General features: G+C 51.2%; 21 protein-coding genes and 1 pseudogene. 5 read left to right on the forward strand and 17 right to left on the reverse strand.

From position 1 onward, the window contains the following. The first annotated feature begins 2 nt into the window (after positions 1–2). Positions 3–1,643, forward strand: coding sequence for a methyl-accepting chemotaxis protein (locus tag FT643_RS04485; RefSeq protein WP_156869640.1), 1,641 nt, complete (start codon positions 3–5; stop codon positions 1,641–1,643). Positions 1,644–1,651: 8 nt separating this feature from the next. On the opposite strand, the gene FT643_RS04490 is transcribed toward FT643_RS04485, so the two are convergent. The 3 genes from FT643_RS04490 to FT643_RS23850 form a co-directional block, all read right to left on the reverse strand. Further along, a complete protein-coding gene (locus tag FT643_RS04490) occupies positions 1,652–2,650 on the reverse strand; it encodes a nucleoid-associated protein (RefSeq protein ID WP_156869642.1) in 999 nt (332 codons plus the stop codon). A gap of 12 nt (positions 2,651–2,662) precedes the next feature. After that, positions 2,663–3,346 carry a nitroreductase gene (locus tag FT643_RS04495; RefSeq protein ID WP_198043317.1) on the reverse strand — a complete coding sequence of 228 codons (684 nt, stop codon included), beginning with the start codon at positions 3,344–3,346 and terminating at the stop codon, positions 2,663–2,665. A 149-nt stretch (positions 3,347–3,495) separates the two neighbouring features. Next, positions 3,496–4,557, reverse strand: coding sequence for an amidohydrolase family protein (locus FT643_RS23850; protein WP_156869644.1), 1,062 nt, complete (start codon positions 4,555–4,557; stop codon positions 3,496–3,498). A 298-nt stretch (positions 4,558–4,855) separates the two neighbouring features. Between FT643_RS23850 and FT643_RS04505 the strand changes: the two genes are divergently transcribed. Beyond that, entirely contained in the window at positions 4,856–5,344 is a 489-nt protein-coding gene (locus tag FT643_RS04505) for a hypothetical protein (protein ID WP_156869646.1), read from the forward strand. 186 nt (positions 5,345–5,530) lie between these two features. Further along, entirely contained in the window at positions 5,531–6,163 is a 633-nt protein-coding gene (locus FT643_RS04510; RefSeq protein ID WP_156869648.1) for a hypothetical protein, read from the forward strand. Between the two features lie 4 nt (positions 6,164–6,167). On the opposite strand, the gene FT643_RS04515 is transcribed toward FT643_RS04510, so the two are convergent. Continuing rightward, positions 6,168–7,307 (reverse strand): GNAT family N-acetyltransferase/peptidase C39 family protein, encoded by a 1,140-nt coding sequence (locus FT643_RS04515; protein WP_156869650.1) that lies wholly within the window; start codon positions 7,305–7,307, stop codon positions 6,168–6,170. Then, positions 7,297–8,424, reverse strand: coding sequence for a DUF2817 domain-containing protein (locus FT643_RS04520; protein WP_156869652.1), 1,128 nt, complete (start codon positions 8,422–8,424; stop codon positions 7,297–7,299). The genes FT643_RS04515 and FT643_RS04520 overlap by 11 nt, the downstream gene beginning before the upstream one ends. A gap of 183 nt (positions 8,425–8,607) precedes the next feature. Between FT643_RS04520 and FT643_RS04525 the strand changes: the two genes are divergently transcribed. Further along, positions 8,608–10,092, forward strand: a complete 1,485-nt coding sequence (locus FT643_RS04525; RefSeq protein ID WP_156869654.1) for a RimK family protein — start codon at positions 8,608–8,610, stop codon at positions 10,090–10,092. A gap of 1 nt (position 10,093) precedes the next feature. Here FT643_RS04525 and FT643_RS04530 read toward each other — a convergent pair whose 3' ends face one another. Beyond that, complete coding sequence (locus tag FT643_RS04530; RefSeq protein ID WP_232339861.1) at positions 10,094–11,521, reverse strand: TrkH family potassium uptake protein; 1,428 nt, start codon at positions 11,519–11,521, stop codon at positions 10,094–10,096. Positions 11,522–11,699: 178 nt separating this feature from the next. Here FT643_RS04530 and FT643_RS04535 point away from each other — a divergent pair, with 178 nt between their 5' ends. Further along, complete coding sequence (locus FT643_RS04535) at positions 11,700–12,590, forward strand: alpha/beta fold hydrolase (RefSeq protein ID WP_156869656.1); 891 nt, start codon at positions 11,700–11,702, stop codon at positions 12,588–12,590. 16 nt (positions 12,591–12,606) lie between these two features. Here the strand turns inward: FT643_RS04535 and FT643_RS04540 are convergent, their stop codons facing one another. The 11 genes and pseudogenes from FT643_RS04540 to ribD all read right to left on the reverse strand — a co-directional run bounded on the left by FT643_RS04540 (position 12,607) and on the right by ribD (position 22,426). Beyond that, complete coding sequence (locus FT643_RS04540; RefSeq protein ID WP_156869658.1) at positions 12,607–13,443, reverse strand: CPBP family intramembrane glutamic endopeptidase; 837 nt, start codon at positions 13,441–13,443, stop codon at positions 12,607–12,609. Between the two features lie 68 nt (positions 13,444–13,511). Then, on the reverse strand, positions 13,512–14,684 hold the full coding sequence (locus FT643_RS04545; RefSeq protein WP_156869660.1) for a PQQ-dependent sugar dehydrogenase: 1,173 nt from the start codon (positions 14,682–14,684) through the stop codon (positions 13,512–13,514). Between the two features lie 30 nt (positions 14,685–14,714). Beyond that, the gene (fbp, locus tag FT643_RS04550) at positions 14,715–15,725 is read right to left on the reverse strand and encodes a class 1 fructose-bisphosphatase (protein WP_156869662.1); all 1,011 of its coding nucleotides are present in this window, start codon (positions 15,723–15,725) and stop codon (positions 14,715–14,717) included. 215 nt (positions 15,726–15,940) lie between these two features. After that, positions 15,941–16,675, reverse strand: a complete 735-nt coding sequence (locus FT643_RS04555) for a hypothetical protein (RefSeq protein ID WP_156869664.1) — start codon at positions 16,673–16,675, stop codon at positions 15,941–15,943. 37 nt (positions 16,676–16,712) lie between these two features. Then, a complete protein-coding gene (locus tag FT643_RS04560) occupies positions 16,713–17,192 on the reverse strand; it encodes a phosphatidylglycerophosphatase A family protein (protein WP_156869666.1) in 480 nt (159 codons plus the stop codon). A 49-nt stretch (positions 17,193–17,241) separates the two neighbouring features. Next, positions 17,242–18,267 carry a thiamine-phosphate kinase gene (gene thiL, locus FT643_RS04565; RefSeq protein WP_156869667.1) on the reverse strand — a complete coding sequence of 342 codons (1,026 nt, stop codon included), beginning with the start codon at positions 18,265–18,267 and terminating at the stop codon, positions 17,242–17,244. Positions 18,268–18,419: 152 nt separating this feature from the next. After that, positions 18,420–18,860, reverse strand: a pseudogene (gene nusB / locus FT643_RS04570) (transcription antitermination factor NusB); the annotation flags it as partial. Positions 18,861–18,879: 19 nt separating this feature from the next. After that, on the reverse strand, positions 18,880–19,350 hold the full coding sequence (gene ribH / locus FT643_RS04575) for a 6,7-dimethyl-8-ribityllumazine synthase (RefSeq protein ID WP_156869671.1): 471 nt from the start codon (positions 19,348–19,350) through the stop codon (positions 18,880–18,882). 62 nt (positions 19,351–19,412) lie between these two features. After that, complete coding sequence (ribBA, locus tag FT643_RS04580) at positions 19,413–20,537, reverse strand: bifunctional 3,4-dihydroxy-2-butanone-4-phosphate synthase/GTP cyclohydrolase II (protein WP_156869673.1); 1,125 nt, start codon at positions 20,535–20,537, stop codon at positions 19,413–19,415. 11 nt (positions 20,538–20,548) lie between these two features. Beyond that, entirely contained in the window at positions 20,549–21,211 is a 663-nt protein-coding gene (locus FT643_RS04585) for a riboflavin synthase (RefSeq protein WP_156869675.1), read from the reverse strand. After that, entirely contained in the window at positions 21,212–22,426 is a 1,215-nt protein-coding gene (ribD, locus tag FT643_RS04590) for a bifunctional diaminohydroxyphosphoribosylaminopyrimidine deaminase/5-amino-6-(5-phosphoribosylamino)uracil reductase RibD (protein WP_156869677.1), read from the reverse strand. It lies immediately after the preceding gene. Between the last annotated feature and the right edge of the window lie 33 nt (positions 22,427–22,459).

Below are 22,459 nucleotides of genomic sequence, written 5' to 3' on the forward strand. Positions count from 1 at the left end.
CGATGCTGTCATTCAAAAATTTATCCATCAAACTAAAACTGGTACTCCCCATTTCCGCGCTGGCGATCTTGTTTCTGGTGACCTCGACAGTGGGCTATGTGATTAGCCTGGCCCTGGCTCGGGATGCCCACACCATTACGGAAACTTATCTGCCGGAAATCAACTATTTACTGCAAGCTGACCGGGACCTCTATCAAGCCCAGATAGCGGAGCGCAGCATTCTGTTTTTGCCTGACGGCGACCGCCAAATTGCCGAATATAAGGCCCAATACGAAGAAAACATTGCCCAGGCCAAAGATCGCTTCCAGAAGTTTCTCGATTCCACGGATTCTGCTGAGTGGGAGCAGGCCGGTGACGATTTTCATCGACACTACGCCCGCTGGGTGTCGATGACGCGCGAACAAGTGAACGCCAAGGCAGCGGGGACGCCCTTAACCCGGGACCTCTCCACCATCATCAATGACAGCGAAAGCGCATTTCAGGACATGCGTAACGTGCTGGATATAACAGGTGAACAACGCCTGAATCAGGCTAAGGAATTCTCACAAGAAATCGAATCGAACACCGATTCCTCACAAAAGCTGTTATTAACCATCATGGTTTTTGGTATCGCCATCTGTGCCTGCTGCATTTTGTTTATACCTCCCATGGTGGTGAAACCACTGCAGCAAATCTGCGAACGCTTGCTGGATATCTCGGAGGGCGAAGGGGATTTACGGGCCCGGATAGAGCTTAATCAGCAAGACGAGCTGGGCAAGATGGTGACCTATTTCAATAATTTCGTGGCTAAACTTCAGACCTTGATTGCACAGGTTCAGGACACCAGTTCCACCGTCAGCGGCCAGACCCTGAAGCTGAGCGACAATGCCAACTCCAGCCGCGAAGCGATCGATCAGCAACATCAAGCGATCACCCTGGTGGCAACGGCAGTAAACCAGATGTCCACCGCCATTCAGGAAGTCGCACGCAATACCAACGACACCGCTGACGAGGCCAAGAATGCCAACCTGCAATCGGAGGCCGGACAGCGCATTGTGTATGACACTATCGGCCACATCCAATCGCTGTCGCAGCAAGTGCAATCGGCCGCAGACCTGATTGCTCACGTGGAAGATGAAGCCAACAACGTGAACTCGGTGATTGATGTGATCGGTGGCATAGCAGAACAAACTAACCTGTTGGCACTGAATGCCGCGATTGAAGCGGCAAGAGCCGGTGAGCAAGGCCGTGGCTTCGCGGTGGTCGCAGACGAAGTACGGACGCTTGCCAGCCGCACACAAGAATCGACACAGGATATACAGCGCATGCTACAGAAATTACAACAAGGTGTGAAAGAAGCGGTGAGTGCGATGAACACCAGCTGCGAGTCGGCCCAGTCCACCGTGGAAACCACTGAGGGCGCCGGCAGAACCTTGGATCAAATAAAAGAATCCGTATCCAATATCACCCGCATGGCGATACAAATTGCCGCAGCAGCAGAAGAGCAAAGTGAAGTGACGGAAGACATCAACCGCAACCTGACCCAGATTAACCACTACGGCGAAACCAGTGCGGATATCGCAAGATCAACTCAGGAATCCGGTCGTTCACTGCGTAGCCTAACCGACGATCTTCAAAATACCGTTAAACGGTTTAAAGTGTAAGGTGTTTTTTAGGAACGATGTTTCTTTAACTGACTTAACAACGATTTGGGCAGCTGTTTAATCACCAGTTGCTCTTTCTGCGCGTCAAATTCGATATGCTCACCCAGTAATGATGCAGCAAACTGAATGCTGATTTCCTTGCTCCGACCACTGAAGCGTATATATTTCCTGAGCTGGGTTTTATCCGGGATCAACTCGTCTTTTTTCTGCGGTTGCTGCTCCTGAATAAATTGCTGAAAACGCTCTGGCTCGTTCTCATCCAGGTAATACGACAGTTCTTTGTAAACCACCGGTTCGCCTTGCTTGTCCTGCTCGATACAATAATCCACCACTTTATCGCGGTAATCCTTGCTGTCCTCTTCAGGTAAATTTTCTGCATAGGCTTCAACAATGTTCAAAAATTCACTGGTATCCGCGCTACTGTTGACCGTGTCTGTAAAACCAATCCATTGATTAAACAGTTCTTGCAGAATGCGGTCACCGCGATTTTTAGAAATTGTAAGGTACTTGTCAGACAAACCATCACGCCAATGGCTAAGATTGACCCGACCGCAAAATCCGACATGGGACAGGTCCGCATACTGGGTTTGTGATATTTCCAGGTGACTGTTGATCACCAAGCCGACTTGCTGCTGCAGATGCGCTGCGTATAACCATTCCGCTTCAGCATTGTCTTCCTGCCAGAACAGCAAATAGCCTTGAAAAGGCAATTCCGTCTGATCCAGAAGCACAACAAAGTGCTCGGTTAATCGTTGGCTCAATGACGCAAACGGCATCTTCTCTGCGGAATAGTCCTTTAACCAGGCCGCCACCGGATGGTCACCCAAATCCGGGTTAAATTGCCCGTAACGTTTTGCCGTTTTGGTGCTGAATACCTGTTTAATCTCGTTGAGCAATTGGCTGGCATGATCGTCCAGCACGATCGCTTCTTGTCTATAATTCACGACAGCGGGCTTATCGGCATGCACTCTTTCGACATGATGGGCAATAAAATCGGATACCGGCATTAAAACTCTCTATTAGCGTTTGAATTGAGTGGTACTGGACAGGGGTTCGCGATCGATCCAGGTTTTGTTGGCGGCCACTGATGTGTCCTCATATCCGAAGCTGATACCCAGCAGAATATGTGTATCGTCGTCAAGGTTGAAGGCTTCTCGCACCAGTTTAGGGTAATAGCGCATAGAGCCCTGCGCACAGCTACCGACGCCGTGCGCAGTCATGGACAGCATCAAGGTCTGGATATACATGCCCACATCAATCGCAACCGAAGCGCCGAATAGCTTATCCATACCGATGAACACCACATGAGGGGCATCAAACATCTGAAAGTTACGCAGGGTAGCACGCATGCGCCCCTCTTTGTCACCGCGACCGATACCCATGTGATTATACAGTTCTACCGCACATTCCACCTGGCGCTTTCGATACTCACCATCAAAGCGGTCGGGATAATCGTAATCAGAATCAAAAGGAACCCCTTTCACCACCAGATCGACCATTTGATCCCGCAGCCTGTTTTTCAACTCACCGGACGCGACATACACCTTCCAGGGCTGAATATTGCAGTTAGAGGGGGCCCGCTGCGCCAATGTGAAAATGGATTCCAATACCTCTGCAGGAACTTCTTTATCCAGATAACCCCGTACCGATCGCCGTTGATTGACCGCCTGTGCCAAGGTCATTGTGTCAGGTGATATGCTCATATTCTCCCTCGTAAAAAATAAACCCGATAACGATCCCGCATGATACAGCAATCGGCTGCCTCAGGCGTTTGCGGGAATCGACTCTTTTGAGGCGATTTTAGTCAATCCACCCATCGCTTTCGTCAGTTATCATGACTACGTGGCTGGGCTCAGGGCTGTATCTTATACACTCGTGCGGCATTATCATGAAACAACTTTTTCTGATCTGGCTGCGGGAGGTTCTGCACTAGATGCGCATACAACTCATAAAGCTGTCTGAAACTTAGGGAAACTTTATCCATAGGAAAATTCGAGGCAAACAGACAGCGATCGACGCCAAACTGTTGCAACACGAAGTTAAACAAAGGGGCTGTCTTATCCAGCAGTTCCTGCAAGCCGGGGGCGACAGCCCGATGTTCAAACCCCCAACCCAGCACCGGCATAAATTGACCGGATAGCTTCACTACCACATTCGGATTCTCTGCGACCGCAGCAATACCCGTCTGCCAGGTTTTTAATACCACATCCCGCGCCGCTGCATTGTGGCCGTAGGAAGCAAAAGGCCCGCCGATACCGATGGCCGTTCCCATATGATCCAATATAAAAGTAACGCTGGGAAAGCGTTTCGCCAATTGATCAATCTCATCCAACTGATGATGAAAAACCCAGGCATCGAAGCTCAACTGGTACTCTTCCAGCAATTCAAACCCGGACCGCCACTGCGGCTGTATCGATAAACCCGGCTGAGGACAAAAACTCATAATCCCGTCGTCCGCATCGTTGGCCAGCATTTGTCGTATACCAACGAACTTATCACTGCTGTTAATGTGGGCTTCGATCACGTGCCTGGCATCGTGACGTTGCAGATCAACATAACCAACAATAGCCCCCAGGGTGACCGCTTCCGGCTCAAACAAAGAGTGTAACCAACGCGTTTCGCCTGCCGGGCCATTGCCTTTCCGATGCCGCCATTCTGCCTCAACATGCACCACTTTCTGGATAGGCACACCGCCGCTATCCTGCCCGTAATCTGCTGGCAGATAGTCTTGCGCCACATAGTCCGTTCGCCCGACATAGGCGCGGTCACTTTTCTTTGCGCCGTAACGCAACGCGGTTTCATATAGAAGTCGGTTCCAACCCAATAAGCGTTTAGGGGTGCTCAGAATGCGAGGCGTGTTAAGAAGATCCCATTGATGAATGTGCGGGTCGATCACCGGTATAGAAAAATTCACTGAATTTGATTCCCGTTGGCCTGCGATATTACGCAGCCTATTTATTGATTTTATTAGCTACTTATTTTTTAACGTATTTCAGATCACTCCGCCAGAGAAACATAGGCGGTTACAACATTATTCACTGTGTCCGAAAAACGGCGTGACATAGTTCACACCCGATTAATTCACAATTGGATAGCGCCCATCGGTACTACTGCTTACCGCTTATTCCCGCCAAAGGACTACAGTAAGTTGTGGTTAAAGAGACGTGTATGACTTATCCATCATCCCACTTCCACGGAAAAGGAGAAACTGTATGTCATCTAAAATACGGGCTATAACAACCGGATTTGCTCTGGCTTTTACCTTCACTCAAGCAACCTTCGCCGAAGACGGTAAGGTTTATCCCGCTACAATGTGTCAAGGTTCATTAGTCGGCAACCCTCCCATCACCTATAACGACGGTCGGCAGTTAAAAAACAATTCCACTAGCAACTCCGCTGTAGTGGTGTGTCCTGTTATCAAGGACAATGTATTTTCTAACGCCGGATTAAACGAAGCTTATATGCGCTACTACAAAGCGAACTCCACCGGATTTCTTTCCACGCTCTATAGTTACAGCGCGTTCGGCACAGCTAACTACGTTCAGTATAAAAGTGACTTTGGTGGTGCTGGTTACAAAACCCTAAGCTTTACGCCGATAAGCAGTTATAACCAGGGGTATTATCAGTTTATCGCCGTTATCCCGCCGAGCCCAACTTCGACCAAATCGTCTGTGATCTCATATCGTGTGGACGAAAACTGACTCTGGCTGTCTGCCCTGGACGACAGACCAGGGCAGGTTTTTATTCCCGGTGCGAGGCGAGATCCGAAAGCAAAAATCCGAGAGGAGAGACCCGGCATGAAAAATTACCCTAAGATAACAACTGCCCTTCTGTGCGTTCTTGTGGCGCTGCTTATTTCTATATTCGTTACGACAAGAAGCAACCAATTGAATTCAGCTGACCTTAAAGAAACCCGGCGAGCACTATTCGAATTGCAGCGCAAAGTAGGCGGCCTAAACCCAGATGCAGAGCAATACAAACTTGAACAGGACGAAGTGCAACGACGACTGACTGAGCTGAAAAGGGGTTTAAGTGACGCTCAAAGCAAGCAGGTTGCGCACAATGCCTCTGACGCAGCCACAGACAGCCAAAATGAATCACCGGCAACAGACCCACGGGACACCGCGAGCGAACTCACCGCAACGGAAATGGCGCTGGAAACCAGCCGAACCGAATTCATCGCCACAACGCTGGACAACGTGCTGCTGCAGGAACCGCTGGACGCAGGATGGGCTGGAACAGCAGAAACTCAGGTGGGAACGGCCATCGACAACATGGGCCACACAACCAATTCTGAACTCTATGGTGTACAGTGCCAATCCACTCTATGCCGGATAGAAGCCGGCCACGATAATGAAACTGCGGAAATGGATTTCACATTAGAGCTCGGTAAACTTGACGCGTTCCGCGATGCTCACGCCTTTATCCGCCGTATTGAAAACGCCGATGGCAGTATAGACACTATTACCTATATCAGCCGTGCCGGCTACGCATTACCGGATCTGGCGGCCAACCAGTAATGTCCTAACGAATAACCACCGCGCAACGCAGCCGATTCTGCCCGAAATGCAACATCATTTCAAAGCTGTTGCGCGGAATCGGCAAATAATGTTTGTCCAGCAACGAACGCTGCTCGTCATCGTCGTCGGGATCGGGATCATTGATATAAACGAACTGATCATCCATATCCACCAATAAAACCCAGTGTGGTGCTTTTTTTCCATCAAACCGATAGGTGCTGATAAGGACCAGCGGTAAGGCGCCGGATTCCAGGCGCTGTTGCAGTTGTTTTAACGATAAGATGCTACGATGGATCGGCACCCGACATTCTTTTAATTTATGCAGGAAATCCAGGTGTACTAACTCCAAAATCTGTTTTTTACTTTCGTTACGAACACCTTCAACGAATAACGGCCCATGGTGGCTAACGTAAACTTCCGTGGTAAACCCCCTCTTGGCCGCGGCATAGGCCAGACCATGAGGACCACAACCGCCGTGACCGGAGGTCATAAAAATAGTGGTTGCCTCACGCCAGATTTGAATTTCCGTGCGTTGGTCAAAGACCACTTCCGGTTTCAGTTCTTTCATCGCCATCATGAGCGAAGCGGCACCGCAAGTAAACTCCGTGGTCTGCGCATAATAAGGAATTTGCTGATCCGGCTCTGCTTTGTGTTCTTCCATTCGTTCATGGGGAATAATGCGCTTTTGAAATCGCAATGCATCTGCATGGTCTTCATAATAATCCGGATACAAACCGAACTGCCGGTAACCCAATCGTTGATACAAATGGATTGCAGCGCCATTATCTTTGCGCACTTCCAATCGCATAAACATACGCCCTTGCTCTGCCGCCTGCTCCTCGGCCTCGAGCAGCAGACGTTTCGCTAACCCCTGACCATGGGCCTGCGGTGCAACAGCAATGGAGTATAACCGGGCCAAACTGGTGCCTTTGCGCAAGAACACCAAGGCGTAGGCCAGCAGTTGTTTTTTACCGTCAGCACCGGCCTCAACCACCAACAGCAAATTATGTAATTGCTGCAATTGATGACGAAAACTGCGCTTGCTCATCCGGTCGGCACTGAAACAAGCCTGTTCCAGAATCACCAGAGATTCCAGATCATCCAGGTTGGCGTGGCGAATTGTCTCTCGATGCTCAACAGTCATTAAATAATCCGGCACAGGCTAGCTGGATCGCCTGACGTGCGCGCAATAACACTAAAGTTTGCCATTGCACTTCCGCAGGATAAAACTGACGTAGCAGTTGCTGACGTACCACATCGCTTTGGGGATGAGTGAAGGGTTGCTGCCCGGGTTTGCGGATCAAATGATCTTCCCGTAAACAACGCAACAGTTCCGCCAACGGATACGTTCCGAACTCCAGGGTCAGATAACAACTGTTTTTGCCCATCACCTCATGCCAGGCGTAGTCCACCAAGCCTTGTTTCGGAACCGAGCAGGAATCACCGGCTTCCGGTAACGTCGCCGCATCACCGAACCAGCGCTGAGCCGTCAGCATGCCTTGGCTGCCAATGGGATGATCGCAAATCAATTCACCGTGGCCATAAGGTCCCAGCCCCGTATGTAAATCCAACAGCGCCACCTGTCGATTACCACAATCCAGCTCATTGATGATCACCTCCAGATTGAGTCTGGCCTGACTCTTACCCCGACCACCATAGAAAAGGCCTTCCTCGAATTGATACTGACCGCCACTCAGCGCCAACTCGTACTGCCTTTGTCCGTGTTCTTGCAAATACGCCTGCAATGCCTGTTCACCCGCCGCCAGACCACCACTCACCGGCAACACGTCCTGAGCCAGCTGCGCATAACCCGGGTTGACTGGTAAGGGTTGTTCGAAATCGACAAAATTACGATTCACATCAATGCCCTGCTCGTCCACCCGGCGACTCCAGGCAAACCCCCACGGGTTAATCGCGTGTATCATCAACACGGCCAAACCGGCCGGTAACTGCACCCGACCCCGGTTCAGTCGCCGCAGCAAATCCGCCTGAATGGCCGATCCACAGTGCCCTTCCACACCGTGCACCGCGGACTGCAGAACCAACACCCGGGACGCATCCGGCTCGCCAACCCAGATTTGCTCTGTGCTAAGTCTTTCACCCGCCGGTCCTTCACCTTCATAGGTCAGACTGCGATGTGTCCAGGCTGTTCCAGGCAGCTTATCCAACTGTTTCACCTCAGCCAGTAACGCCTGCCGGGCCTGATCGAAAGAGGCGGGAAATACGCTCAGTTCCTGAGTGGACAACAACGGGGTCAGCATGACATACCTCAGTGTAAAAATTCGTTTACGCAGTGTTCAGAAGCCTAACCCCCAGTCCCGGTTTTTACCACTGGTATAAGCCGGTTCAGACTAAAAATAATTGTCCCGGTACTTGTATTTACGCCATCTAGAAACCAATATTGAACACAACCCCATTAGCCTAGAAGAGTCATCAATCCTGCCATGTCACAACTGCTAGTTGTCGTAGAATCCAAGAAAGACTGGGCACCCTATTTTCCATTTGAAGATCTGATCACCTTCGAAGAATATCTAAGCCGCCAGGACGGACTGAAAAAATCCCGTACCCGCGTCATCAACTTATGCCGTAGTTACAAATACCTGTCAAAAGGCTATTACTGTTCTTTGTTGGGCGAAGCCCGTGATCACCACGTGTTACCCTCGCTTCGTGTTATTAACGATCTCAACCAGAAATCACTGTATACCCTGCACCTGGATGACGTCAGCGAGTTAAACCATAAATCCATTGAGAAAAAACACACCCACGAAGATCTGACCTTTGTCAGTTATTTTGGCAGCACACCGCAACCGGAATTCAAAGCACTGGGCAAAGATTTGTTTGAAAAATTCCCATGCCCGATCCTGAAAATCAGTTTGCGCTTTCAGGAGCGCTGGCAGATCACGCAACTGCAGGCGTTGTCGCCCCATGACCTGACCGCAGATGAAGATCAAACTGAATTTGCCGAAGCGCTGAACCAGTTCAGTCATAAAATCTGGCGCTCGCCAAAAGCCAGGAAACAGTTCCGTTATGATCTGGCAATTCTGACCAATAAAAATGAAGCACTTCCACCAAGCGATGCCGCCGCCATCAAAAAAATGATCAAAGCAGGCAACAGTCTGGGTATTGACGTAGACGTGATCGAACGGAAAGATTATGTCCGTCTGGCGGAATACGATGCCTTGTTTATTCGCGAAACGACGTCTATAGATCATCACACTTTCCGCTTTGCGAAAAAAGCAGAATCCGAAGGGATGGTCGTTATGGACGACTCTATGTCGATTCTGCGCTGCTGTAACAAGGTGTACCTGACGGATCTGTTCAACGTCAATAAGGTACCGGCACCCAAAACCATGATCCTGGCCAAAAACAATAAGGATGAACTACAACGGGCGGTGCAACAAATCGGCTTCCCCATTGTGCTTAAAATCCCAGATGGTGCCTTTTCGCAAGGAGTATACAAAGTCAGTAACCAGGCAGAATTCGATCAACGTACCAAAGAGCTTTTTAAAAAATCCGCGCTGCTGCTGGCGCAGGAATTTATGTACACGGATTTTGATTGGCGTATCGGAATCATCAACAACAAACCGCTATACGCTTGCCGCTATTACATGGCTAAGGATCATTGGCAGATCTATAACCACGCTAGCCCCAGCGGCCGTTTCGTCAGTGGCGGGTACGACACCATGCCCACCTATGAGGCGCCGAAAGCGGTATTGGACGCCGCCCTGAAAGCCACCAAGCTCATCGGCAACAGCCTTTATGGAGTGGACTTAAAACAATCCGGCGATCGCGCAGTGGTCATCGAAGTCAATGATAACCCCAGCCTGGAAAACGATGTTGAGGACCGTTTTCTGGGAATACAACTGTACGAACAAATCATGCAGGAGTTCATTAACCGGATCGAAAGCCGACGTTCAAGCCGCCAATAAATCAAAAGCGCCAAAACACCGGCAGGAATAGCGTTAACACCGTGAAATATTCCAGCCGGCCCAGTATCATCGCAAACGACAGCACCCAGGTGCCGAAATCCGTGACCGGCTGAAAGTTACTGCCTAACTCACCAAAGGCCGGCCCCAGCACATTCAGACAAGCCGCCACCGCGGACAGCGCGCCCCAAAAACTCAAACCCGTCCCCATCAGGATTAGCGTAAGCACTACCGTACTGGTGGCCACCAAAGCCATAAACATAATAGTGCTGCTGAGCACCGACACCTGTAACGATTTACCCTGGTATTTCAGAATGAATACCCCTCGCGGGTGCATGATGCGTTTTATCTCCAGCGCGATTAATTTCAAAGACAGAATATTACGGATAAATTTATTACCCCCGGCAGTGGAGCCGGAACACCCCCCCAGATAACCGGAAATCACCAGGGTTAAAGCAACAAAAGCAGGCCAATGAGTGAAGTCCGCCGCCCCGAAGCCGGTACTGGTAACGAAAGAGATCATATGGAACATCGCCATTTGAAACGCGTCCCAAGGGTGATGATAAATCCCGGCTTCCAGCAGTTCCGAGGTGATCAGCAAAGAAATAAACAGCACCGTTAATAAAAATACGCGGGACTCCTCGTCGCGCCAGTAGATTTTTAAACTGCGCCCGGACATGGCGCGAAAATGCACGGCAAAACTGATCGCACCCAGCAGCATAAACAGATTCGCTACCCACAATACCGCATCGCTTTTGAAATACCCGATGCTGGCATCGTGAGTTGAAAAGCCGCCGGTGGAGACCGTTGAAAAGCTGTGACCCAAAGCATCAAACAGATCCATTCCAGCCAGAAAATACCCCACCGCACAGGTGAATGTCAGCACCATATACACGATAAAAAGATAATGGGCAGAACTGGAGATACGAGGAGACAATTTATCGTCTTTAATCGGGCCCGGCGTTTCGGCCTTGAGTAACTTCATACCGCCGGTGTTGAGCATCGGCAAAATCGCCACGACAAAAATAACTACACCCAGCCCACCCAGCCACTGCAGAAACTGCCGATACATCAAAAAGGCCCTTGGACGGGAATCCAGGTTATCCAGAATAGTCGCACCGGTGGTGGTCAATGCACTGACGGATTCGAACACGGCATCAGTAAAACTGACCCCGGTGATTTCCATTACCGGTATTGCCCCCAGCAGCCCCATGATGACCCAGGTCATCACCGCGAACACCAGGGAATCCCGCAGGCCAATCGGATGATCGCGCCAATCCGAGCGACTCGACAGCATCCACACGGCCACCCCGAGCATCGGCAAAGAAGAGAATAGAAAATCCTCCATCACGCCGTCTTCAAACAGAGCCAGCGACAGCAACGCAAACACCAACTGTACCAACCCCATCAACCCCACGGGCAATGCCAGCAAATACAAGTTCGCCCTTCTATGGACCCGCAATGTGTTCTTCCCCGATCAACTGTAGAAAAATTGGGTTCAGCCCGATTATGCTGCACGCTATCATCTAAACTATAGCAAACCAAGCAGTTTGACATCAGGCCTGTATCAGAGGCATATAGTACAAAATTAAAATCGAACGGGAATCTACATGAGCTACAAACTGCGTGAGTGGAAGCTAATGGGCAAGCAAATGCGCATTAACGGCCATTACATTTTCTATATCGAAAACCATGACGGGGAGCGAGACCCGGGCAAGCCCACGCTGATGCTGATCCACGGTTACCCTACTTCCAGCTGGGACTGGGAGCGAATCTGGCCGCTGTTGACCGATGATTTCAATTTGATTGCAATGGATTTACTGGGCTTCGGACTATCGGACAAGCCCTATCCGCACGCTTACCTGATTCAGGATCAGGCTGATATAATCGAGACCATGGTTGAGCGCCTGAAAATCGATGAATTCCACGTACTGGCCCACGACTATGGGGATACCGTCGCGCAGGAGTTGTTGGCTCGGCAGAACGAACGTGAACAACCCCAATGGCTTTCCTTGTGTATGCTGAACGGCGGTTTGATCCCGGAATCCCACAAAGCTCTGCTGATTCAGAAATTGCTGGCCGGGCCGCTGGGTCCGTTTATGACCCGGCATATGAAAAAGCCGACTTTGGCCCGCAGCCTCAACGCCGTGTTCGGGCCCGACACACCACCGGATGAAGATCTGGTGGATGGATTCTGGGAAGCGATTAATTATAACAACGGACGCCGGGCCTTACACAAACTGATTGATTACATGCGGCAACGTAAAGTGAACCGCAGTCGCTGGGTAGGCGCACTACAGGACACCAAGGTGCCCATCGGGCTGATCAATGGCTCTCTGGATCCGATTTCCGGAGCACACATGATCAAGCGTTACAAAGAAGTGGTCGGATTACCCTTAATGATTCTATCGCTGGCGGATATCGGACACTATCCGCAAGTGGAGGCGCCGGATCAGGTGTTCACCTGCTACAAGCAATTTATCGGCGCCGCCCTGGATTGATCTTACTGAATAGCTCTCAGGGCGTCCATTGCTGTGGCAGGCCACGGGTTTGCATCAATGCTGCCACATCCATCGCCAAAGCAATACTCACGTGCACTCCCACTCCCCCCCATATGGAACGCGAATGCAACGCCAGGATGCCCAGGAACAAACCGAAAAACAGAGCCCCGGTGGCTTCAATCCAGGGTTTGGAAAAGTGGAGCATCAGATAAGGTAAACACATTACCAGAATTCCTTGGGCGCCCATTGCAGGCCTCAACGCATTCAACATAAAGCCGCGGAAGAAGAATTCCAGAACCACGAACTGCCCGATATAAATACTTTCCCAAAGCAGAAAATCCAGCCAGCTACGCCCGGCATTGCGATAAAAAGGATAATGGCTAGCGAAATCGTCACGGAAACTGACCACGACCACCCCACATAAAATCGGCGCGACTAACACCAGGTACCACTTTAAATGGCGATGCACTGCTCCCCACTGCAACCCGTGTTGGTTCAAACGTTCCTTAAGATAGCAGCGGATAAAAAGCGCAGGCAGGATAAAAAAGCCCAACACATGAATGAAGCCCCACCAGGCGTGCTGATAGAGTTCGTAAAAAGGATCACGCCGTAAATACATGAACGCGCGCTGCAGCGAAAGGGAATCGCCGCTTTGAAACAGTTCGTAGAACCAGAAAAAAGCACCGTTAAACTTGGCGTAGTTAACCAGCAACAAGCACAAACCGACAAAAAAAAGAGTAAAGAACACCCGCTGAGAGGGGCGCACCGGCTCAACGGACACTTGTGACTGCTGATCGATGCGGTGCAGCACAGTAAAAAACTGGCGCGGATGGAGCGACTTGAAAAAGGCCATGATTCACTCGCCGGCAACCGGCAAGGTCACCGGATAGCAACAGGGTTCAGGTACAGGATCCGGTTTATTTATTCGTTTTCAGAGCTTTGAGGCACCGGATTGATGCGATAAATCTTACCGTTGTCCTCATCGGTTAACAAATACAATAGCTGATCCGGCCCCTGCACCACATCACGCACTCGCTCACCAATTTCCTTTTTGAACATCCGTTCTTCACCGACTACCTTATCCTGCTTCAGCTCCAGCCTCACCAACTGCTGAAACTTCAACGAACCTACAAACAAATCCCCTTTCCATTGCGGATACGCATCACCGGAATAAAATGTCATTCCGGAAGGAGCAATGGAAGGCACCCAATAGTAGAAGGGCTGTTCCATGCCGGCTTTCTCTGTACCTTCACCGATTTTACCACCGCCATAGTTTTCACCATAGGTAATGACCGGCCAGCCGTAGTTTTTGCCCGCTTGCGGCAGGTTGATTTCATCACCACCTTGCGGACCATGCTCATGAGTCCATAGCACGCCGGTTTGCGGATGCAGGGTTGCCCCCTGCACATTACGATGACCATAAGACCAAATCTCAGGCAGGGCATTTTCGGTTTTGACAAAAGGGTTATCTGCGGGCGCTTTACCATTAGGCAAGATACGGACTATCTTACCCAGATGATTATCCAGAGTCTGTGCATCCTCCCGGGGGCGGAAACGTTCACCCAAGGTAACAAATAAAGTACCGTCTTTGGCGAAGACCAGACGAGAGCCAAAGTGCGCACGGGATAGGTATTTCGGTTTTTGTCTGAAAATGACTTCCACATCCATCAGGCTATGGCCTTTCAGTCGACCGCGAGCCACGGCAGTGGAATTCATAAAAGGCACTCCATTGGGTTCAGCGTAACTGAAATAAATCCAGTCGTCCTGAATCGCCACATCCATCAGGCCACCCTGGCCGCCTACCCAGATTTCGGGCAGGCCGGACAGCGGCTCGCTGAGTTTGCCATCTTCGACCAGACGCATAGAGCCGGAACGCTCCGTCACCAGCATGCGGCCATCGGGTAAGAACTTCAGACTCCAGGGGTGATCCAGCCCCTGGATAATGGTTTCAGGTTCCACTTCCGCTTGTTCGGTGGTGACCGCCTGGACAGAGCCGGGAACACACACACTCCATACCACGCCCCATGTCACCGCCCGCAGAATGCCTTTGCTAAAGCCTGCTGCGGTTAACCGGAATTGACTGTTCAATGGCATAGACACCGTCCGTGGTAGTAACGAAATGGGTTATTCAAACTCCGTGATGAATTGCTCCAGTTTATCCACCATATTGGGCGAACCTACAAACAGCGGACAGCGCTGGTGCAACTTGGTCGGCTCAATATCCAGTATACGCTGTCCCGGACTGGCAATGGCTTTACCACCGGCTGCCTCAATCAAAAACGCCATCGGATTGCATTCGTACAACAAGCGTAGTTTGCCTTCAGGATAGCGACCTGAACTTGGATACAGGTAAAGTCCGCCTTTGATCAGGTTACGGTGAAAATCCGACACCAACGAACCGATATAGCGGGAAGTATAAGGGCGCTGCGTATCTGCATCTTCTTCCTGGCAATATTTAATGTATTTCTTCACTCCGTTCGGGAAATGAATGTAGTTACCTTCATTCACGGAATAAATGGTGCCGTCCTTTGGAATCTGCAAGTTAGGATGGGACAGAGCAAACACGCCGATAGTGGAATCATAAGTAAAACCGTTCACCCCGTTGCCCGTGCTGTACACCAACATCGTAGAAGAACCATAGATTACGTAACCCGCAGCCACTTGCTTATTTCCTGGCTGCAGAAAGTCTTCTTCTGTCACATGGCTGCCCACCGGTGAAACCCGGCGATACACGGAAAAGATAGTGCCCACAGACACATTAACATCAATATTGGAGGAACCATCCAGAGGGTCCATCAACACGACATATTTGCCATCCAGGTTTTTCGTTTCTTCAAACTTTACAAACTGCTCTTCTTCCTCAGAGGCTATACCACACACCACTCCGCGCTGTGCCAGAGCACTGATGAAGCGCTCGTTGGCGAACACATCCAGCTTTTGCTGCTGTTCGCCCTGCACATTCTCGGAGGAGGCTGCGCCGGTAATATCCGCCAGACCGGCTTTGTTGATTTCACGGTGTAATATTTTTGCCGCTAACCGGATAGAAGAAAAAAGTGAGGTAAGTTCGCCGCTGGCGTCCGGATACTCCATCTGGCGGTCAATAATAAACTCGCCAAGGGTCTTAATAATTTCCATGTATGAAATTCCTGTTTAGGTAGGGGTATCTATGCTGCTAAATCATACCTACTTCCAGGGAATGACTCCAGCCAATCCCCCGGAGAGAAACAGAGCAATCACCATTGCGATACGAATTGTCACTAAAAACAAGGGCTCGCGCCCCTACCTGGCCGCCATCTGGCTATTTGTAACAGGAAATAACCCTATTTCAGGTAGACAGTATGCGCATAGAACTAAAGGGGGATTGAATTCAGATACGCTGCGGCCGATTTTCCCAATGTCTGCAAACACTGGACTGACGCGTCTTCCTCCGCGCGCTTGCTGGTGCCGCTATCGCTGACATCTGATTTCAGTTTCGCCGTCTGCACTTTCGCCATGATCGAATTAGTAAACGGCAGCAATCCGGATTGCGTATCCAGCAACGCAATCTCGCAGTTGGCATAGGCTTTTACATTGTCTCCGGCAGCGTTCCCCACCGTGAACACGTTACTGTTCACACTAAAGATCACCAGCAGGTGAACCTGCAGACGCAATGCGGCTTCTCGCATTTGCGCCAGAGACAGTTGATCTGCAGCAAAAAAATCCGGCAGCGGAACGGCGCGGTTAACCCGGTCGGATGCCAACACGCTGTCGCGCATGGTTTGTTTTAGTTTTTGCTGGAAATCAACATACTCCTCGGAGCGCTCGAATCGATCACCAAAATAGCGCTCGCCCAACCGATCATTGGGTAATTGCAAAAATGCGGTGTTGGTGCGGGTGACCAGCCGGATTTTGGAAAACAGTAATTTACTGGCGTCTTCGTTACTCATATGGGGCCGGTCAGGTGCAAACAGCGCGTTCGGATGAGGTATAACTGCTGCCTCTGAAGGCGCCCCGACAGCCCCCTTATCTGAATCGTATTTCGATGCAGACCACGCGCTCGCACTGGCCAATAACAACAGGAAACTGAAAAACGTCACTTTTCTCATAATTTAAGCCAACCTAAACAAACCTTTGGATTCAATGTTATAGCGCAACTATTTGTACAATTATGTGTAGCACAGCCCAGGCGACTAGCCCTGCCGCGATGTCATCCACCATAATGCCCACCCCCCCCTTGACGTTACGGTCCAGGTAGCGGATGGGCCAGGGTTTCCAGATATCGAACAACCGGAACAGGACAAATCCTGTCAACATCCAATACCAGGTCGCAGGGATCAGAAACATGGTGATCCAATATCCCACGAACTCATCCCAGACAATGGCCTTGTGGTCGTGCACTCCCCAATCCCTGGAGGTTTTGTCGCAAATATAGAAGCCAACCAGGGTTGCGACTATCAATACCACAAAATAGACAATGTTATCGAGCTGCGAAAGGGGCCAATACAACACCATGGCCACTAAAGTACCCCAGGTGCCGGGTGCTTTGGCAGCGGCTCCGCTGCCTAAACCGATGGCTAAAAGGTGTATCGGGTTTTTGAAAGCACTGGCCGGGACGGAGTTCATTAATACACTATCTCATTGTTTTAATTTGATTTTCAGGCCGTAGCCCAGACTAGAAATGGCTAAATCCACCCGCTTCTAAGGGCTTGCCCGGAGCACTGATATCGTACAAACCGGACTGCGCCACTACCTGTCCGATGCGACTGATTGGCACCTTCAATAATTCCGACAAACGCTGGATTTCTTCCCGCTGTGACGGCTTTGCTGTAAAGCACAACTCATAATCATCCCCCCAGGTGAGGGCAAAAAAGCGCGCTTGCTCCAGTTCCGGCGGTTCAAAACCAATGGTTTTCAAACCTTCCGGATTTTGCAGCGCCGGAGCAATGGGAATGGACTCCAGATCCAGCATGGCACCGACCTGGCTCTGGTTCAGGATGTGATTTAAGTCAGCCAGCAGGCCATCGGAAATATCAATGCAGGCATTGGCAAGCCCAAGCAACCCCCGGCCCAGGTTCATTCTGGGCATCGGGCGGTTGATCCGTTGAATGGCTTCCAGCAAATCTTCTGTCAGCCGGGGGTGCTGATGTGTTTTTGCTGTTGCCTGTTGTTGCAGCAGCTTCAATCCAACAGCGGCACCGCCCAGATACCCGGATACGTAGATATCGTCATCGACGCGGGCAGCCCCACGCAACAGGCTGCGATTCTTTTCCACCAGCCCCATCACTTGAATCGACACCGTGAGCGGGCCCCGTGTGGTATCTCCCCCGATTAGGCGTACCGGGATATCACGGATCAAGGCGGATAAGCCCTGACAGAACTCCGATATCCATTGAGTGGAGGGATCGGGCAAAGTAAGACAAAGCGTGAACCAGGCGGGTTCAGCTCCCATCGCGGCCAGGTCACTGAGATTCACCGCCAGCGCCTTGTAACCGATATCGAAAGCCCCGGTGTTATCTGGAAAGTGGACTCCCTGCACCAACGTATCGGTTGAAATCGCTAACTGCTTGCCCGCAGGCACCGACACCAGCGCACAATCATCACCAATCCCCAAATCCACCGCAACGGACACGTTTTCCATGGCCAGGCGCTTAAAATGTGTTTCGATCAATGCAAACTCATTCACCCCATGCCACCGCATTCCTACTCCGTTGGTTTAGTGTCGGTTTGATCCGACTTTTGCTTGTAAGAGATTTTCGATTTTGCTTTAAGCTGAATTTTTCTGCTTCCACTTTTCACTTCAGCTTCTGGCGCTTTGTCCGCGTCGGGCTCCGCAGCGGCTTTCGGCTCCGCCTTTACTTCCAGAACACGCAGCTTTTGCGCCACCCTGTCCAACACGCCGTTCACGTATTTATGACTCTCCGTTGCACCAAAATATTTTGCTAATTCGATGCCTTCATTGATTGCCACTTTATAGGGAACATCCACCCGCTTACTTAATTCATAGGTGCCAATACGCAAAATTGCCAGTTCAACCTGATCCAGATCCTTTAATTCCCGATCCAAAAAAGGGATGAAATAACCGTCCAGCTCATTGATGCATTTGGGGATCTCGTGCAACAGCTCGTGAAAATACGCGCTGTCGGTCTTGCGCAAATCATTATCCACCCTGAACTGGGTTTCAATTTCGCGTAGATTCGCGCCCGTCATCTGCCATTGATACAACGCCTGCACAGTAAAACGACGGGCTTTGCGTCGTGCTGCGTGCGCGGGTTTTTGGCTTTGGGATTTCATGATATCGGTCCAGCCTCAGTTACAGAGCGCGCAGCAAACTAACCATTTCCAACGCACCGATCGCTGCATCTGCGCCTTTGTTACCGGCCTTAGTGCCGGAACGCTCAATTGCCTGTTCGATGGTATCGGTGGTCAACACACCAAAAGAAACCGGAATATCGCTATCCAGCATCACGTTTGCCACGCCTTTGGTACACTCACCGGCCACAAAATCAAAATGCGGCGTTCCGCCACGAATCACAGCGCCTAATGCAATGATGGCATCCGGCTTGCGCTTCTTCGCGACCTGCTTCACTGCCAGGGGCATCTCGAATGCACCGGGCACACGGATAATTTCAATATTAGTTTCGCTAACACCGTGCCGCGCCAACGCATCCAGCGCGCCACTCAACAGGCTTTCCACAACAAAACTGTTAAAGCGCGCCACCACAATCGCGAACTTCGCGTCGGTTGCACAAAAATCACCTTCCAAAACCGTTACCTTTGTCATCGTTCTAATTACCTTTGTACTTTTAACCGGAATTTAAAAATTAGAGATGCAGGGATTACGCATCAAATATCACTGTCGACGTATTCCACGATTTCCAAATCGAAACCCGAGAGCGCGTTAAAGCGCATTGGCGAGCTGAGCAGACGCATTTTGCTCAACCCCAGATCCCGTAAAATCTGCGAGCCGGTGCCGATAGTGCGATAAATGCCAGTGCCGTCGCCGGTAGTTTGTCGCGCCGGTTGCCTGCCGGTGGTGAAGCTGTCCACCAGCTCTTCCACGTTGTGTTTTTCGAACGAATCGCCCAGCAATAGAATCACACCGGGATCGTCGCTTTTTCCCAGAAAACGTAACGACTTCTGCAGATTCCAGCCGCTGGAGTTTTCTTTAATGGACAGCAACAAATCCCGCAACGGATCTGCCACGTGCACACGCACATAAGGGGCTTCTACCTGCGATACATCGCCTTTTACCAGCGCCAGATGCACCTGGCCGTCGATCAGATCACGGAATAAAGTCAGATTGAACTCCCCGTATTGAGTAGGGAATTTTTCAGTGCGCAGTTTTTCCACGGTGCGCTCGTTTACCGTGCGGTAATGAATCAGATCGGCAATGGTGCCGATTTTCAGCCCGTGCTCCTGAGCAAAGGCCTCCAGATCCGGGCGCCGGGCCATTGTGCCGTCTTCATTAATAATTTCCACAATGACCGAGGACGCTTCAAGGCCAGCCAATCGAGCCAGATCACAGCCAGCTTCCGTATGGCCTGCGCGGCGCAATACACCACCGGGCTGCGCCATGATAGGGAAAATATGGCCGGGCTGAACGATGTCCGAGGGCTTGGCGTCACGGGCTACCGCCGCTTGCACTGTGCGGGCGCGATCGCCGGCGGAGATTCCGGTTGTCACGCCTTCAGTCGCTTCAATAGAGAGCGTGAAGTTGGTCCCGAATTGGGAGCCGTTAGGCCCACTCACCATCAAAGGTAAATTTAATTGTTGGCAACGTTCACGGGTCATCGTCAAACACACCAACCCACGGGCCTGCTTGATCATGAAATTAATGTCTTCGGGACGCACCATGGTGGAGGCAATCACCAGATCGCCTTCATTTTCACGATCTTCATCGTCCATCAAAATCACCATTTTGCCATGGCGAATATCTTCGATCAGTTCTTCAATTGTGTTCAATTGCATAATCTATAGGCCTACTTTAAAAAACCGTTTTGCGCTAAAAATCCAAGCGTGATATCCCCTTCCTGCTTCGGATCGGCTGCTTTCTCGCCCAACAGTAAGCGTTCCAGGTAGCGGGCAATGACGTCCACTTCCAGGTTCACCTTCACGCCGGGCTGCCATTGACCGACCGTGGTTTCCTGCACAGTATGGGGGACAATATTCAGATCGAACAGGGCTCCGCTGACGGCATTCACTGTCAGACTGATGCCATCCACACAAATGGAGCCTTTGTGTGCAATGTATTTCGCCAGATCATCCGGCGCCTTTACCTGCAAACGGATGGAGCGGGCATCTTCGTGACGGGAAGCAATTTCACCCAGGCCGTCCACGTGACCGGACACCATATGCCCTCCCAGACGGGTTTGCGGGGTCAGGGCTTTTTCCAGGTTGACCCTGGAACCGGTCTGCAATTGTTTGAAACTGGTATGAGCCAGGGTTTCCAGGGACACATCAGCCCAAAAACCATCACCGGGCAACTGAATCACAGTAAGACAGACACCGTTCACGGCGATACTGTCGCCCAGTTTTACATCCCCCAGATCCAGCTTATGGGTGTTAATGCGCAACCGCATATCACCGCCGCGGGGTTCCATATTGGCGATCTTGCCAACGGATTCGATAATTCCCGTAAACATCTATTGGGTCTCCTGGGTAGAAGCGGTCGGCACGGCAAGATAGGTCATACGGATGTCCTGCCCGACTGAGCGCGACGCCTTCAATTGCAGGTTTGACGACAGATCACGGGCCTGTGCCATAGTGTCGATTGCCGGCAGCGCCAACACCGGACGAGCACTGCTGCCCATCAGCATCGGTGCCACATAGCAAATCCACTCATCCGTGAGGCCCTGATCAATAAAGTTACCTGCCAGCTGTGATCCCGCTTCGACTAACACATCGTTGACCTGACGCTGGGCTAATAATTCCAGTACGGCATCGAGATGGATACCCTGCTTTTTATCCTGACCAGGCATCTGCATCACTTCGGCACCCGCCATTTCCAGCGCAATGGCTTTTCCTGCATCCAGTTCACGACACAAAATCAAGGTCGCGCCGGGCTGCCTTAAAATAGCGGCATCAACCGGCGTACGCAGGGTAGAATCCAGCACGACCCGCAACGGTTGCACCGGATTAACACCTTGCGGCCAGCACCAGCCGGACCATTGGCTATCGCCGTCCAGCGCTTGCGGCCAGCTTTGCGGTCTTACCGTCATGGCGGGATTATCGGCTATTACAGTTTCAACACCGGTGACAATGGCCTGCACCCTCGCCCGCAGGCGCTGCACATCGGCCCGTGACGCCGCGCTGGTAATCCACTGGCTTTCGCCACTGGCCATCGCGGTCCGACCGTCCATGCTCATGGCGGACTTTACCATCACCCGGGGGCGACCCAAGCGCATACGTTTATTGAATCCGGGATTAATTTGTTCAGCCTGGCTTTGCAGCAAACCGCACGCGGTTTCGATACCGCCGGCCTGTAGCATATGATGCCCGCGACCGGACACCAGGGGATTGGGATCTTGCATGGCACTGATGACTTTGCCGACACCGGCGTCAATCAGCGCATTCGCACAGGGAGGCGTTTTGCCTTGATGGCTACAGGGTTCAAGGGAGACATAAGCCGTTGCACCCTTAATATCAAACCCCCGGGCTGCAGCATCGGCAATCGCATTGACTTCGGCATGGCCCTGACCTGCGGTCTGATGCCAGCCCCGCCCCACTATCTGCCCATTGTTCACCAGCACACAACCCACGCGCGGGTTCGGGTGTGTCGTGTACAAACCACGCCAGGCCAAGCGAATTGCTTCAGCCATAAATCGGTGGTCGGCAGCGTTAAAGAGCGTTGAGGTCATGGAGTCGGGCCAGTACCGGAAAAAACGGTCGCA

This window comes from Ketobacter sp. MCCC 1A13808, assembly GCF_009746715.1.
GTDB lineage: Bacteria > Pseudomonadota > Gammaproteobacteria > Pseudomonadales > Ketobacteraceae > Ketobacter.

Bases quoted from the DNA above. Each gene is read 5' to 3' on its own strand.
- FT643_RS04485 (WP_156869640.1), top strand. From the start codon at position 3: ATGCTGTCATTCAAAAATTTATCCATCAAACTAAAACTGGTACTCCCC.
- FT643_RS04490 (WP_156869642.1), bottom strand. From the start codon at position 2,650: ATGCCGGTATCCGATTTTATTGCCCATCATGTCGAAAGAGTGCATGCC.
- FT643_RS04495 (WP_198043317.1), bottom strand. From the start codon at position 3,346: ATGAGCATATCACCTGACACAATGACCTTGGCACAGGCGGTCAATCAA.
- FT643_RS04505 (WP_156869646.1), top strand. From the start codon at position 4,856: ATGTCATCTAAAATACGGGCTATAACAACCGGATTTGCTCTGGCTTTT.
- FT643_RS04515 (WP_156869650.1), bottom strand. From the start codon at position 7,307: ATGACTGTTGAGCATCGAGAGACAATTCGCCACGCCAACCTGGATGAT.
- FT643_RS04520 (WP_156869652.1), bottom strand. From the start codon at position 8,424: ATGCTGACCCCGTTGTTGTCCACTCAGGAACTGAGCGTATTTCCCGCC.
- FT643_RS04525 (WP_156869654.1), top strand. From the start codon at position 8,608: ATGTCACAACTGCTAGTTGTCGTAGAATCCAAGAAAGACTGGGCACCC.
- FT643_RS04535 (WP_156869656.1), top strand. From the start codon at position 11,700: ATGAGCTACAAACTGCGTGAGTGGAAGCTAATGGGCAAGCAAATGCGC.
- FT643_RS04540 (WP_156869658.1), bottom strand. From the start codon at position 13,443: ATGGCCTTTTTCAAGTCGCTCCATCCGCGCCAGTTTTTTACTGTGCTG.
- FT643_RS04545 (WP_156869660.1), bottom strand. From the start codon at position 14,684: ATGCCATTGAACAGTCAATTCCGGTTAACCGCAGCAGGCTTTAGCAAA.
- fbp (WP_156869662.1), bottom strand. From the start codon at position 15,725: ATGGAAATTATTAAGACCCTTGGCGAGTTTATTATTGACCGCCAGATG.
- FT643_RS04555 (WP_156869664.1), bottom strand. From the start codon at position 16,675: ATGAGAAAAGTGACGTTTTTCAGTTTCCTGTTGTTATTGGCCAGTGCG.
- FT643_RS04560 (WP_156869666.1), bottom strand. From the start codon at position 17,192: ATGAACTCCGTCCCGGCCAGTGCTTTCAAAAACCCGATACACCTTTTA.
- thiL (WP_156869667.1), bottom strand. From the start codon at position 18,267: ATGCGGTGGCATGGGGTGAATGAGTTTGCATTGATCGAAACACATTTT.
- ribH (WP_156869671.1), bottom strand. From the start codon at position 19,350: ATGACAAAGGTAACGGTTTTGGAAGGTGATTTTTGTGCAACCGACGCG.
- ribBA (WP_156869673.1), bottom strand. From the start codon at position 20,537: ATGCAATTGAACACAATTGAAGAACTGATCGAAGATATTCGCCATGGC.
- FT643_RS04585 (WP_156869675.1), bottom strand. From the start codon at position 21,211: ATGTTTACGGGAATTATCGAATCCGTTGGCAAGATCGCCAATATGGAA.
- ribD (WP_156869677.1), bottom strand. From the start codon at position 22,426: ATGACCTCAACGCTCTTTAACGCTGCCGACCACCGATTTATGGCTGAA.